The sequence below is a fragment of the Pseudomonas sp. C9 genome, assembly GCF_002000165.1.
Lineage (GTDB): Bacteria > Pseudomonadota > Gammaproteobacteria > Pseudomonadales > Pseudomonadaceae > Aquipseudomonas.
The window spans coordinates 408,067-422,074 of record NZ_MPAK01000002.1 but is presented as its reverse complement, the minus strand read 5'-3'; the positions used below and the strand labels follow the sequence as shown (position 1 = coordinate 422,074).

At 59.9% G+C, this 14,008-nt stretch carries 9 protein-coding genes; 3 read left to right on the top strand and 6 right to left on the bottom strand.

The window, feature by feature from the left end:
• Window positions 1-4 precede the first annotated feature (4 nt).
• Window positions 5-832: an ammonia-dependent NAD(+) synthetase gene (gene nadE / locus BMS17_RS28800; protein WP_077432378.1), complete on the top strand. Its 828-nt coding sequence runs from the start codon at window positions 5-7 to the stop codon at window positions 830-832.
• 182 nt (window positions 833-1,014) lie between these two features.
• Here nadE and azu read toward each other — a convergent pair whose 3' ends face one another.
• The gene (gene azu, locus BMS17_RS28795) at window positions 1,015-1,461 is read right to left on the bottom strand and encodes an azurin (RefSeq protein ID WP_046028431.1); all 447 of its coding nucleotides are present in this window, start codon (window positions 1,459-1,461) and stop codon (window positions 1,015-1,017) included.
• Between the two features lie 343 nt (window positions 1,462-1,804).
• Between azu and BMS17_RS28790 the strand changes: the two genes are divergently transcribed.
• Both BMS17_RS28790 and BMS17_RS28785 read left to right on the top strand, forming a co-directional pair.
• Window positions 1,805-2,392: a TIGR00730 family Rossman fold protein gene (locus BMS17_RS28790; protein ID WP_046028430.1), complete on the top strand. Its 588-nt coding sequence runs from the start codon at window positions 1,805-1,807 to the stop codon at window positions 2,390-2,392.
• 68 nt (window positions 2,393-2,460) lie between these two features.
• Entirely contained in the window at window positions 2,461-2,649 is a 189-nt protein-coding gene (locus BMS17_RS28785) for a hypothetical protein (protein WP_046028429.1), read from the top strand.
• Window positions 2,650-2,887: 238 nt separating this feature from the next.
• Here BMS17_RS28785 and BMS17_RS28780 read toward each other — a convergent pair whose 3' ends face one another.
• The 5 genes from BMS17_RS28780 to dnaB all read right to left on the bottom strand — a co-directional run bounded on the left by BMS17_RS28780 (window position 2,888) and on the right by dnaB (window position 13,893).
• Entirely contained in the window at window positions 2,888-3,778 is an 891-nt protein-coding gene (locus BMS17_RS28780) for a transglutaminase family protein (protein ID WP_046028428.1), read from the bottom strand.
• The gene (locus BMS17_RS28775; RefSeq protein ID WP_077432376.1) at window positions 3,778-6,264 is read right to left on the bottom strand and encodes a circularly permuted type 2 ATP-grasp protein; all 2,487 of its coding nucleotides are present in this window, start codon (window positions 6,262-6,264) and stop codon (window positions 3,778-3,780) included. The genes BMS17_RS28780 and BMS17_RS28775 overlap by 1 nt, the downstream gene beginning before the upstream one ends.
• An 88-nt stretch (window positions 6,265-6,352) precedes the next feature.
• On the bottom strand, window positions 6,353-9,628 hold the full coding sequence (locus BMS17_RS28770; protein WP_046028425.1) for a DUF2126 domain-containing protein: 3,276 nt from the start codon (window positions 9,626-9,628) through the stop codon (window positions 6,353-6,355).
• A gap of 380 nt (window positions 9,629-10,008) precedes the next feature.
• Window positions 10,009-12,312 carry a YgiQ family radical SAM protein gene (locus BMS17_RS28765; RefSeq protein ID WP_046028449.1) on the bottom strand — a complete coding sequence of 768 codons (2,304 nt, stop codon included), beginning with the start codon at window positions 12,310-12,312 and terminating at the stop codon, window positions 10,009-10,011.
• A gap of 186 nt (window positions 12,313-12,498) precedes the next feature.
• A complete protein-coding gene (gene dnaB, locus BMS17_RS28760) occupies window positions 12,499-13,893 on the bottom strand; it encodes a replicative DNA helicase (RefSeq protein WP_007947521.1) in 1,395 nt (464 codons plus the stop codon).
• Window positions 13,894-14,008 lie beyond the last annotated feature (115 nt).

Here is a 14,008-nt window from a genome sequence, read left to right as displayed (position 1 = left end):
ATTCATGCAAGCCGTACAGCGTGAGATTGCTGAGCAGCTCAAGGTTCAACCGCCATTTGCCGACGAGGCCGCCCTTGAGGCAGAAGTCGCCCGGCGGGTCAGTTTCATTCAGGATTGCCTGGTCAATTCCGGTCTCAAGACCCTGGTGCTGGGCATCAGCGGTGGCGTCGATTCCCTGACCGCCGGCCTGTTGGCCCAACGAGCCATGCGTGAATTGCGTGAGCGCACCGGCGACAAGGGCTACAAATTCATCGCCGTGCGCCTGCCGTACGAGACTCAGTTCGATGAACATGACGCTCAGGCCTCAGTGGATTTCATTGCCCCGGACGAGCGCCACACCGTGAACATCGGCCCCGCAGTCAAATCGCTGGCCAACGAAGTCGCCGCCTTCGAAGGCAAGCACGCGGTCTCGGTGGATTTCGTGCTCGGCAACACCAAGGCGCGGATGCGCATGGTCGCTCAGTACACCATCGCGGGCGCAGCCCACGGCCTGGTGATCGGCACCGACCACGCAGCAGAAGCCGTGATGGGTTTTTTCACCAAGTTCGGCGATGGCGCCTGCGACCTGGCGCCACTCAGCGGCCTGGTTAAAAATCAAGTCCGCAATATCGCCCGCAGTTTCGGCGCACCGGAATCGCTGGTGGAAAAAATCCCGACAGCCGATCTGGAAGACCTCTCGCCGGGCAAACCGGACGAAGCGTCGCACGGCGTGACCTACGCCGAAATCGACGCATTCCTGCACGGAGAGCCGGTGCGTGAGGAAGCGTTCAAGATCATTTGTGACACGTACAAAAAGACTCACCACAAGCGCGTGATGCCGTTTGCGCCTTGATGGGTGAATGAATGAAAAAGCCCGCTGAGGTGTTGAACCTCAGCGGGCTTTTCTTTGGCCTGGACATGCGTCGATGCTTATGGCCCCTTCGCGGGCAAGCCCGCTCCCACAGGTTTTGTGATCGACACAAAATACTGTGGGAGCGGGCTTGCCCGCGAAGAACGATGACGCGGTGTGTCTGATTACTTCAGGGTCACAGTGCCTTTCATCATCGAGATGTGGCCCGGGAACGAGCAGAAGAAGCCGTATTTTTCGGCTGCATCCAGCTTCGATACGTCAAAAGTCACCGAATCGGTTTCCTTGGCGCCGATGACTTTGGTGTGAGCGATAACACGTGCGTCACCTTCCTTCAGGTAGTTCTTGTCGATGCCGGCCGACAAGCCGTCGGTGGCAATCGGCTGCATGTCAGCCTCTTTGCTCAGCACCCAGTTATGGCCCATGACGTTCTTCGGCAGGCTGCCGGAGTGAGTCAGTTCGACAGTGAACGTTTTGCAGCTCTTGTCGATTTCAACAGCCTTGGTATTGAAGGACATTTGATCGGTGGAATCGATGGTGACTTTGCACTCTGCAGCCATCAATTGGCTGCTGGCCAGTGTCAGCAGGGATACCGCAACAAGTTTGGCAAACATGGTGAATCTCCAAGGCAGGGTTAACAAAAGTGCGAATGGACAGAAGACTGCCTGAAATCTTCGCAAGTTCCTATGACCTGAATCATAAATTGTATACAACTTTCAGGCTATGACACCTATCGACACAATCTACCAGCCAAGTGTCTGGTACGGCCCTATCATCAGGCCGTCATCACTCATCTGGAGCACCGGTCATGTCCTTCAATAGCCTGTTGTGCAGTTTGCTCGCCGCGTATGCCTGTGGCGCCAGCGGTACCTACGAAACTCCCAAACGCGAAGTTTAGACCTTGGAACGGTAGGTGTGTGCCTTTACTCTGTGGCCATCCTGACCATGGAGAGAAACATGTCTTTGAAGTCTGTTTGTGTATTTTGCGGCGCCAGCACCGGCACCAACCCGGCTTATCGTGAAGCGGCTGCCGTCCTGGGGCGAGCATTGGCCGAGCGCAAGCTGACCCTGGTGTATGGCGGCGGTGCCGTCGGCCTGATGGGGATTGTCGCCGATGCGGCATTGGCGGCCGGCGGCGAAGTGATCGGGATCATCCCGCAAAGCCTCAAGGATAAGGAAATCGGCCACAGCGGCCTGACGCGCCTGGAAGTGGTCGACGGCATGCACGCGCGAAAGGCGCGGATGGCCGAACTCAGCGACGCGTTTATCGCCCTGCCCGGCGGTCTCGGCACGCTGGAGGAACTGTTCGAAGTCTGGACCTGGGGCCAGCTCGGCTACCACGGCAAGCCGTTGGGGTTGCTCGAAGTGAACGGTTTCTACAGCAAATTGACCGGTTTTCTTGATCATATCGTCGGCGAAGGCTTCGTTCGCGCACCACACCGTGACATGCTGCAAACGAGCGAATCGCCGCAAACCCTGCTCGACGCACTGGACGCCTGGCAACCGTCGGTCCCGCCAAAATGGACCGATCAAAAACCCAGCTAACGGCTTGGCACCGATACAGGGCAGAATATGCGCCGCTCAACCTCACCTTCGACCCCAGAGGATCGCCCATGGCTAAACCTAATTATTCCTTCGCCAAACGTCAGAGAGACTTGGCCAAGGAGCAGAAGAAAGAGGAAAAGCTTCAGCGCAAGAAAGCTACAGCTGAAGAAGACGCCGCAGCACTGAACCCCGATGCCGAAGGCGACGTGGCTACAGACGAAACTGAAGCACCGAAAGATCAGGCGCCCGACGCCTGAGACCCTCAGGGCCGGATGATCTGATCGGGCCCACCGGATCTGTGTCCAGGGTCAGCAGTTACTTTGCTGACCCTCACAGTCCCCCTCTGAAATGCCCTCCAAAAAACACTGCATATTCCCTGTGGGAGCGGCGATGCGGCGATCCGACTTGCTCGCGAAGGCGGTGTATCAGCTACATAAGTAACGACTGACACTCCGTCTTCGCGAGCAAGCCCGCTCCTACATCTATGGATCTTTGTTACTCCAATGGCATCACGGTGACGCGGACTTCCGGGTCATGATTGCCGCCGCCCAGAATCACCCCACGCAACGGCGAAACATCAGAGAAATCCCGGCCCCATGCCAAGGTGATGTGTTCGAGCGCCGGTTGTATGTTGTTGGTCGGGTCAAAATCGACCCAACCCAGTACCGGGCAAAACACCGAGATCCAGGCATGCGACGCATCGGCGCCGATCAGCCGAGGCTGGCCCGGTGGCGGTTGTGTCAGCAGATAACCGCTGATGTAGCGAGCGGCCAACCCACGGGAGCGCACGCACGCCAGCATCAGGTGGGCGAAATCCTGACAGACGCCACGCCGGCGCTCCAGCACTTCCACCAACGGCGTCGCCACTTGGGTCGCTTCGGCGTCGAAAGTGAATTCGCTGAATATTTTCTCCATCAGCGCCTGTACACCCAGCAACAGTGGTCGGCCAACCGGAAAGCAGCTCTCGGAAAACTCGACGAAATTGCGCTTCAAATGCACGTAGGGTGATTCGAATCGATAACGGCACGCTTCAAGCAGGTCAGACGACATTGGCTGACTGCTGTAAGTCAGCGCGTCGCGGGTAACTTCCCAGGCGGGTGACTGAGTGAAATCCAGCGTTGGCCGGGCCAGGACTTCGACCGTGAGACTGGCATTGACCAGCAACTCATCATGCGGGCGCTCAAACGCCAACCGGGTCAGCGGATTGCCAAACACATCCAGCTCATCCCGGCGCGCGGTCGGGTCAGGACTGATCTGCAATTGTTGGGCGGTGCAGCGCTGCCAGGCACAGGGTCTCGGCCATAGATGCGCGAGCTGCTGGGCCAGCGACACCGGGCTGTCGTAGTGATAATGGGTGTCGTGGAAAATCTGGTAATGGGCACTCATCAGACGGACACCGTGCGCTGGCTGACATCATCTACATGGGCGAAATGGCGCAACGCCAGGCGATCCGACACTTGCCCACTGGCATCGGCGATTTCTTGCAGCAAATCGGCCAGACCATCGAGCGCGGCACGAACACTGGTTTCGCCAAACAACGAATTCTCCAGACACCCCAGATCAAACCGCGCCAGTCGCTCCACCAACAGCGGCAACCCTTCTTCACGAGGGGCACCAAAGTCGTCATTCAAACGTTTCAAGGTTCGAGTCACCAGCTTCAACTGGAACAGCACGGCGTGAGGGTTTTGCTCATCGAGCAGCAACAGATCGAGCACCGGCAGCAGTTGCGCCACCGCCAGGTACCGCGAACGGTAGGTGATGCTGCTGTTGCCCAACTCCAACAACCATTCCAGGCCCGCCTGATCGAAAGCCCCGGCACCGCGCAGAAACGCCGCCAGGCTGCCACTGAGAAACTGCAACCGCTCGATCCGCCGACCGATCATCAGGAAACGCCAGCCTTCGTCCCGGGTCATGTCGTCCAGCGCGAAACCTGAAAGCGCTGCCAGCGACATCACCAGGCGATTGAGGAAATCCAGCAGCTCACCGAAATCGGGCTCACGGGTTTCCAGCTCCATGGCCTCACGCTGCAACTCCACCAGCGCCTGCCAGTTTTCCCGCGAGAGTTTGCCGCGCACTTGCGAGGCGGCCCACTGCAAGCGTTGCAGATTGGAGCGCAGGCTGAAGGGCCAGTCTTCACCGAGCAACGCCGCCAACAGGCGTTCCGGCAGTTCGCCCTCATCGGGCAACAGGTTCAGCCGCTCACCGAGGTCAACGGCCGCCTGCAAGGCTTGCGGATCATCGCCGTCCACGTAGCGTGCGAGCATGATCCGCAGCAGTCGCGCACTGTCATCGCAACGTTCGCAATAGCGGCCAAACCAGAACAGGTTTTCCACCACGCGCGACGGCAGATACGGGTCTCGCCGCACCAGATCATGGACGCCAATGGTGCGTTGGGTTTTCCATTGCTCGCCGCTGGGAGGACGATCACCCAATACCCACGTGTCCTTGCTCGCACCACCGCGCTGCATTGACACCACTTCAGCATCCGCTTCGGCAGCAACCCGGGTCAGACCGCCGGGTAAAACCCGGTAGCCGTCACGGCTGGCCACTGCGTAAACACGCATGCCGATGGCTCGCGGTTGCAATTGACCGTCCTCGGCTTGCCAGACAGGCGCCTGGGACAACTGCGCCATTTCTTGCGCGACATAGGCATAAGGACGTGCCTGCATGCGTTCGGCCAGGGCTTCGCGCTGTTTTTCACTCAAATCGCCGCCAAATACAGGTGCGAAGCTTTGCGACGGGAAGGCCGGTTTGATCATCAACTCCGACAGTTTTTCCAGCGCCTGGGCCAGTACCGGCGCCTCGCCGCACCACCAGGTGGCGATGGACGGCAGGATCAGTTCTTCGCCGAACAGGAATTGATTGATCTTCGGTAGAAAGCCCAACAGTCCCGGCGACTCCAGCACACCGCTGCCGAGTGCGTTGGCCACCAAAACCCGTCCCTGCCGCACGGCTTCGAGCAATCCCGGTACACCCAGTGCGGAATCAGTGCGCAATTCCAGCGGGTCGCAGAAGTCATCGTCGAGCCGGCGCATGATCGCGTGAACCCGGCGCAAGCCGCTCAGGGTTTTCAGATAAACCGTGGCATCACGCACCGTCAGGTCGCCGCCCTCCACCAACGGATAACCGAGCTGACGCGCCAGATAAAGGTGTTCGAAATAACTTTCGTTGAACCGCCCTGGCGTGAGCAACACGATCAGCGGCGCGTCGTTATCACTCGGTGCCTGCCTGGCGAGCGTTTCCTGAAGCGTGCGGAAGAACCCGGCCAGATGCTGCACTTTCAAATCGCGGTACAACTCGGGAAAGGCCCGGGACACGATGGTGCGGTTTTCCAGGGCATAACCGGCGCCGGACGGGGCTTGAGTGCGGTCCGCCGTGACCCACCAGCGACCATCGGGTGTGCGCGCCAGATCCACTGCGTAAAGATGCAAAAAAGCCCCGTCCGGGGGCGTAATGCCCTGACAGGGCCAGAGGAAATTGTTATGTCCGAACACCAGTTCCGCTGGCAGCAGTCCTTCGGCAATCAAACGCTGCGGGCCATAGAGGTCCGCCAGCACCGCATTGAGCAAACGCGCCCGCTGGGCGATACCCGCCGATAACTGCCGCCACTCATCCGCTGCGATCACATGTGGCAGCAGATCCAGTTCCCACGGCCGGTCTGCGCCTTTGGGGTCGGCGTAGACGTTGTAGGTCACGCCGTTTTCCTGGATCTGGCGGGTCAACAAGGCCTGACGCTGCACCAATTGCGAAGGCGTGCTGCGTTGCAATTGGTCGAGCAGCCGACGCCAGTGCGGGCGCACGGCGCCGCTGTCGTCGAGCAGTTCGTGGTAAGTGCCCGTTGTCAGCGGGTAGCGATCAAGCAGGTCAGGCATGGAAAGCTCGGCAGACAGCAAGGAACGGTCAGACTAGCGCAGGCACATGACGCCCGGATATACGAAAAGTCCGAGCGTCGTGTACGGTTTAGAAACGTCGCAAATCGAGTGTCATCGGCAGCTCGTCGCTCATTTCCACATTCGGTACAGGAAGTTTCCCTGGCGTGTGTCCGATGCGGAAAAACCGCGCCATTCGCCGGCTCTCGGCCTCGTTGGCGTTCACCGGCAGGCTGTCGTAGTTGCGCCCACCCGGATGGGCCACGTGGTACTGGCAGCCGCCCAGTGAACGTTGCATCCAGGTGTCGAGCAGGTCGAACACCAACGGCGCATGGACCGGGATGGTTGGGTGCAGGCAGTTGGCCGGTTGCCAGGCGCGAAAACGCACGCCGGCGACAAACTCGCCAACCCGCCCCGTGGGTTGCAACGGCACCGCAACGCCGTTGCAGGTCAGCAGATAACGTTGCGGCGCCAGCCCTGTGAGCTTGACTTGCAAGCGCTCCAGCGACGAATCCACATAGCGCACCGTGCCGCCGACCGCCCCCTCCTCGCCCAGCACATGCCAGGGCTCCAGCGCCTGACGCAATTGCAGCTCAATGCCACTGACCGCGTAATCGCCGACCTTGGGAAAACGGAACTCCAGATGCGCGGCGAACCACTCGGCCCGCACCGGGTAACCGGCCGCATTGAGATCAACGATCACATCGGCGAAATCCTGTTCGATGAAGTGCGGCAACAGGAAACGGTCGTGCAACTCCGTGCCCCAACGCGCCAGTTTCGGCGGCGCATAGGGCTCGCGCCAGAACCGCGCCACCAGTGCCCGCAATAACAACTGCTGCGCCAGGCTCATGCGCGCATGCGGCGGCATTTCAAAGGCACGCAACTCCAGCAATCCGAGGCGTCCGGTAGCACCGTCCGGCGAATAGAGTTTGTCGATGCAGAATTCGGCCCGGTGAGTGTTGCCGGTCACGTCGATCAGCAGGTTACGCAGCAGCCGATCCACCAACCACGGCGCGCACTCCTCGCCGGGGTCGGGCATCTGGGCGAAAGCGATTTCCAGCTCATACAACGCATCGTTGCGCGCCTCATCGACGCGCGGCGCCTGAGACGTCGGGCCGATGAATAACCCGGAAAACAGGTAGGACAGGGACGGATGGTTATGCCAGTAGCTGATCAGGCTACGCAGCAGATCGGGGCGGCGCAGGAACGGTGAGTCCGCCGGGGTCGCGCCGCCCAACACGAAATGGTTACCGCCACCGGTTCCCGTGTGCCGGCCATCGATCATGAATTTTTCGGTGGTCAATCGGGTCTGGCGCGCTTCTTCGTACAAAAATTCGGTGCGTTCGACCAATTCATCCCAGTTCGCGGACGGTTGCACGTTGACCTCGATCACGCCGGGATCCGGGGTGATCCGGAAATTGCTCAGGCGCGGATCGCTCGGCGGCTCATAGCCTTCCAGCAACACCGGGCAATGCAATTCTTCAGCGGTAGCTTCGATGGCGCTGACCAGCGCCAGGTAATCCTCGACCCGTTCCAGCGGCGGCATGAACAAGTACAACCGCCCTTCCCGGGCCTCAGCGCAGAAGGCCGTGCGGGTCAGCCAGTCGGCGGACTCGTCAATCTTTGGTTCTCGCTCTTCGGTGACCGCGCCAGTGCCCTGGCCTTGCAGTTGTGCGGTGTCGGGCAGCGCCGGGAAATCCTGATTCGGGTCCGCGGGATGAATGAACGGGTACTCCGCCGCTTTGACCCAGGGTTGCGAGCCGAGTGGCAAGCGGTAGCCCAGCGGCGAATCCCCTGGCACCAATCGGCAATGTTCCTCACGCAAATACCAGCGGCCGCTTTGCCATTGATCGCCCTTGGCAGTGCGCGCCAAAGGCAGGACATGACCGATGACTTTATCCAGGCCCTGGCTGAAGACCTTACGCAGTCGCGCACGCTCCAACGGTTCTTCCAGTCGTGAGTCTCCGGCGCTGACGTTTTGCGGCAACGTGCCCTCACGCCAGAGGTAATAGAAATTGTCTTCGTAGGCCGCAAATACATAGCGTGTGGGAATCTTCAAGCGCTCGGCCACACTTGCCAGAAACCGTCCGGCCAGTGCGCCATCGGCGCCGTAGTCTTCCTGTTCATCGGCAATCAACGCACCGTTGTGCCAGATCGGCACGCCATCACGGCGCCAATAGCAGTTCAGCGACCAGCGCGGCAGTTGCTCGCCGGGGTACCACTTACCCTGACCGAAATGCACCAGGCCTTTGGGGGCGTAATGTTTGCGCATGCGCTGGAACAGCTCGGCGGACAGGCGACGCTTGTCCGGCCCCAGCGCAGCGGTGTTCCATTCGGCGCCGTCCGGGTCATCGATGGACACAAATGTCGGCTCGCCGCCCATGGTCAGGCGCACGTCACCCTCCAACAAGTCGGCATCGATTTGCCGACCCAATGCCTGGATCGCCTGCCATTGATCGTCGGTGTAGGGTTTTGTGACCCGTGGCGCTTCCCAGATCCGTTCAACGGACATTTCGTGGGTGAACTCGCATTCGCACGGTTCGACCAAGCCACTGATCGGCGCTGCAGAGCCAGGATCAGGACTGCACGCCAACGGAATGTGTCCTTCACCGGCAAACAGCCCTGAGGTTGCATCCAGGCCGATCCAGCCGGCACCGGGCAAGTACACCTCACACCAGGCGTGCAGGTCGGTGAAGTCCACTTCTGTGCCTGACGGACCGTCGAGGCTTTTGACGTCGGCGGTGAGTTGAATCAGATAGCCCGAGACGAAACGCGCCGCCAGGCCGAGGTTACGCAGCAGTTGCACCAGCAGCCATGCCGAGTCGCGGCAGGAGCCGGAGGCCTGCTCGAGGGTGTGCTCGGGCGTTTGTACGCCCGGCTCCATGCGAATCAGATAGCCAATGTCTTCGCTCAGGCGCTGGTTGAGCGCAACCAGAAAATCCACGCTGGGCAGCGGCGTGCGGTCAATGCCGTCCAGGTAGGTTTTGAACGTCGGCGTCAGGGGCAAGGTTTCCAGGTACGGCGCCAGCTCTTTGCGCTCGTCGGCGGCGTAGGAAAACGGTATTTTTTCCGCGTAGGGCTCAAGGAAGAAGTCGAACGGATTGAAGACCGCCATTTCCGCGAGCAGATCGACTTCGATCCGCAGTTCATCGGTTTTCTCCGGGAACACCAACCGCGCCAGGTAATTACCCTGGGGGTCTTGTTGCCAGTTGATGAAGTGCTGCTCGGGCGAGACTTTCAGCGCGTAGGACAGTATCCGCGTGCGACTGTGGGCGGCCGGGCGCAGGCGAACGATCTGCGGCCCCAACTCGACAGCGCGGTCATAGCGGTAATGAGTGACGTGGTGCAATGCGACATGAATCGACACGGCGTGCCTCCTGCGAGCCCTAAGCGTATTTGAAAGCGCGCAAGACTTATGCCATCGCGGCAACGCTGGCGCTTTCTCCATTTGCTTGAGGCAGTACAGCACCAAAATCGGGCGATGCGGGAATTTGGTTGGGCGCAGTTGCACGCAAATGTTGCGAGCGGAACCTTCAGCCAGAGTTTGCCTTGCCAGTCCCTGACTCTTCGCGGGCAAGCCCGCTCCCACATTTGACCGCGTTATCTGACGGGTATGCGATCCCTGTGGGAGCGGCGGTGCGACGATTCGACTTGCCCGCGAAGGGGCCAGTAGCTCCAGAAAACCTTCAAACCTGGAATGCAAAACGCCAACCCGAAGGTTGGCGTTCTGTTCAGTTCAAGCGCGACTTAGCGCGGTACGACTGGCTTGCGGGCGGGTTTAGGACCTTTGCCTTTGGCTGCGTCCTTGCGCTCCTTGGCCGCCTGCTGGTTGCGGGCGAACGCCGCAGCCTTGGCCTGTTCACGCTTGTCCCACGGGTTAGCGCCATCGCTGGCACGTGGTGGCAGACCGGTGTGCTGGGTGAGGATCTTGGTAGTCTTTTCACCTGCAACCTTGTGGCTACCGGCCGGTGTCGAGTTTTTGCGACGGGCGCTCTGGTAGCTGTCGGTCGACGGCTGGTGCAGCGGGATCAACTGGTTCTTGCCCGGTCCAATCAGATCGGCGCGGCCCATACGGGTCAGCGCTTCACGCAGCATCGGCCAGCCTTTCGGGTCGTGATAACGCAAGAACGCCTTGTGCAGACGACGCTGCTCTTCGCTCTTGACGATGGTAACCGCGTCAGACTTGTAGGTGACCTTGCGCAGCGGGTTCTTGCCCGAGTGGTACATCGCGGTGGCAGTAGCCATCGGCGACGGGTAGAACGCCTGCACCTGGTCGGCACGGAAGCCGTTGCCCTTGAGCCACAGTGCCAGGTTCATCATGTCTTCATCGGTGGTGCCCGGGTGGGCGGCGATGAAGTACGGAATCAGGTACTGCTCTTTCCCGGCTTCCTTGGAGTACTTCTCGAACATGCGCTTGAACTTGTCATAGCTGCCGATGCCCGGTTTCATCATCTGGTTGAGCGGACCTTCCTCGGTGTGTTCCGGGGCGATCTTCAGGTAACCACCTACGTGGTGAGTCACCAGCTCCTTGACGTATTCCGGCGACTCGACCGCGAGGTCATAACGCAGGCCGGAAGCGATCAGAATCTTCTTCACACCCGGCAAGGCACGGGCGCTGCGATACAACTGGATCAGCGACGAGTGGTCGGTGTTCAGGTTCGGGCAGATGCCAGGGAACACGCACGACGGCTTGCGGCACGCGGATTCGATTTCCGGGCTCTTGCAGGCAATGCGGTACATGTTCGCGGTCGGGCCGCCGAGGTCAGAAATGACGCCGGTGAAACCCGGCACCTTGTCGCGGATCTCTTCGATTTCGCGAATGATCGACTCTTCGGAGCGATTCTGGATGATCCGGCCTTCGTGCTCGGTGATCGAGCAGAAGGTGCAGCCGCCGAAGCAGCCACGCATGATGTTCACCGAGAAACGGATCATGTCGTAGGCCGGGATCTTTTCCTTGCCATACGCCGGGTGCGGAATGCGCGCATAAGGCATGCCGAACACGTAGTCCATTTCTTCGGTGGTCATCGGAATCGGCGGCGGGTTGAACCAGACATCGACTTCGCCGTGCTTCTGCACCAGCGCACGGGCGTTGCCCGGGTTGGTTTCCAGGTGAAGCACACGGTTGGCGTGAGCATAAAGAACCGCGTCGCCACGGACTTTTTCAACCGACGGCAGCCGGATAACGGTCTTGTCGCGAGTCATTTTCGGGCTGGCGAGGATCTGCACGACCTTGGCTTCGCTCGGATCTTCAACCGGACCTTTTTCCTGCTCGATCGCGCAGGCTTGGGTGTCCTGGGTGTTCACGTAAGGGTTGATGATCTTGTCGATTTTGCCCGGACGGTCGATGCGCGTGGAGTCGACTTCGTACCAGTCTTTCGGCGTATCGCGACGGATGAACGCGGTACCGCGCACATCGGTGATGTCTTCGATTTTGTGACCGTAGGACAGACGCTGGGCGACTTCGACGATGGCACGCTCGGCGTTGCCGTAAAGCAGGATATCGGCGCAGGCGTCGATCAGGATCGAGTTGCGAACCCGGTCCTGCCAGTAATCGTAGTGAGCGATGCGGCGCAGGGAAGCTTCGATGCCACCGAGCACGATCGGCACGTTTTTGTAGGCTTCCTTGCAGCGCTGGCTGTAAACCAGGCTGGCGCGGTCCGGACGTTTGCCCGCCATGCCGCCAGGGGTGTAGGCGTCATCGGAACGGATTTTCTTGTCGGCGGTGTAGCGGTTGATCATCGAGTCCATGTTGCCGGCCGCGACACCGAAGAACAGGTTCGGCTCGCCGAGTTTCATGAAGTCGTCTTTGGACTGCCAGTCCGGCTGGGCAATGATCCCGACGCGGAAGCCTTGCGACTCCAGCAGCCGGCCGATAATCGCCATGCCGAACGACGGATGGTCAACGTACGCATCACCGGTGACGATGATGATGTCGCAGGAATCCCAGCCAAGCTGATCCATCTCCTCCCTGCTCATCGGCAGGAATGGCGCTGGACCGAAGCATTCGGCCCAGTACTTGGGATAGTCAAATAACGGCTTGGCTGTTTGCATGACGATGACCGGTGTTGAGATGAAAAATCGCGGGCGCGGAATATAGCACAAAAAATAACCAATTCCGACGGCTATGGTCGGAAATTGTGGCGACGCCATCGCGGGCAAGCCCGCTCCCACAGGGAATTCAATGTCCTTGTGGGAGCGGGCTTGCCCGCGAAGAGGCCCCCTAAGGCGCTACACAACTTACTCGTCGTCGAAGTTGTAGCTGCCTGGTGCCAGGTTTTCGAAGCGGGTGTACTTACCGATGAACGCCAGTCGTGACGTACCGATCGGACCGTTCCGCTGCTTGCCGATGATGATCTCGGCGATGCCCTTGTGCTCGGTTTCCGGGTGATACACCTCATCCCGGTACACGAACATGATCACGTCAGCATCCTGCTCGATCGCTCCGGATTCCCGGAGGTCGGAGTTGATCGGGCGTTTGTTCGGTCGTTGTTCCAGGGAACGGTTGAGCTGGGACAGCGCCACTACCGGGCAGTTGAATTCCTTGGCCAGGGCTTTCAAGGAACGCGAGATTTCAGAAATTTCGTTGGTCCGGTTGTCACCGCCGGAACCTGGAATCTGCATCAATTGCAGGTAGTCGATCATGATCAGGGCGACGTCGCCGTGCTCACGCACCAATCGACGAGTCCGCGCACGCATCTCCGATGGGCTGATACCGGCCGTATCGTCGATGAACAGCTTGCGATCGTTGAGCAGGTTGACCGCCGAGGTCAGGCGCGGCCAATCGTCGTCGTCCAGGCGACCGGCGCGGACCTTGGTCTGGTCGATACGACCCAGGGACGACAACATACGCATGATCAGCGATTCACCTGGCATTTCCAGCGAGTAAACCAGTACGCACTTGTCGCTGCGCAACACGGCGTTTTCCACCAGGTTCATCGCAAAGGTGGTTTTACCCATGGACGGACGGCCGGCGACGATGATCAGGTCGGACGGCTGCAGGCCGCTGGTTTTCTCGTCGAGGTCGGTGTAGCCAGTGGATAGGCCGGTGATGGCGTTGTCGGTGTTGAACAGCGTATCGATGCGGTCGATGGCCTTGGTCAGCAGGTCATTCACGCTCACCGGGCCGCCGGTTTTTGGCCGGGCCTCGGCGATCTGGAAGATCTGCCGTTCGGCTTCGTCGAGAATTTCTTCAGCCGTACGGCCTTCCGGGTTGAACGCGCTGTCGGCAATTTCGGTAGCGATACCGATCAATTGTCGCAAGGTCGCCCGAGCGCGAACGATCTGTGCGTAAGCCTTGATGTTGGCGACGGACGGCGTGTTTTTTGCCAGCTCACCCAGGTAGCCGAGGCCACCGACTTGCGACGTCTGACCTTCCTTGTCCAATTGCTCGGCAAGGGTCACGACGTCGATCGGCGAGTTCTGGTCGGCGAGCTTGGCGATCGCACGGAAGATCAGGCGGTGGTCATGTCGATAGAAATCGCCGTCCGACACTTGATCGAGCACGCGTTCCCAGGCGTTGTTGTCCAGCATCAAACCACCGAGCACGGCCTGTTCGGCCTCGATGGAGTGCGGCGGCACCTTCAGGGAAGCGGTTTGCAGATCGTATTGCTCGGGTGCGGAGATATCGTTCATGGCCACTTGAATTTGATATGTGAAAAGCAGGGATTGCAGAAAGACAAAGGGCACGACCTGTAAACAGGATCGTGCCCGATGTTAACCGTCTGACGGACAAGCCGCCAGCCGATCA

Excerpts from the sequence above, each read along its gene's own strand:
- nadE (WP_077432378.1), top strand. The coding sequence starts at position 5 with ATGCAAGCCGTACAGCGTGAGATTGCTGAGCAGCTCAAGGTTCAACCG.
- BMS17_RS28780 (WP_046028428.1), bottom strand. The coding sequence starts at position 3,778 with ATGAGTGCCCATTACCAGATTTTCCACGACACCCATTATCACTACGAC.
- azu (WP_046028431.1), bottom strand. The coding sequence starts at position 1,461 with ATGTTTGCCAAACTTGTTGCGGTATCCCTGCTGACACTGGCCAGCAGC.
- BMS17_RS28775 (WP_077432376.1), bottom strand. The coding sequence starts at position 6,264 with ATGCCTGACCTGCTTGATCGCTACCCGCTGACAACGGGCACTTACCAC.
- BMS17_RS28785 (WP_046028429.1), top strand. The coding sequence starts at position 2,461 with ATGGCTAAACCTAATTATTCCTTCGCCAAACGTCAGAGAGACTTGGCC.
- BMS17_RS28765 (WP_046028449.1), bottom strand. The coding sequence starts at position 12,312 with ATGCAAACAGCCAAGCCGTTATTTGACTATCCCAAGTACTGGGCCGAA.
- BMS17_RS28790 (WP_046028430.1), top strand. The coding sequence starts at position 1,805 with ATGTCTTTGAAGTCTGTTTGTGTATTTTGCGGCGCCAGCACCGGCACC.
- dnaB (WP_007947521.1), bottom strand. The coding sequence starts at position 13,893 with ATGAACGATATCTCCGCACCCGAGCAATACGATCTGCAAACCGCTTCC.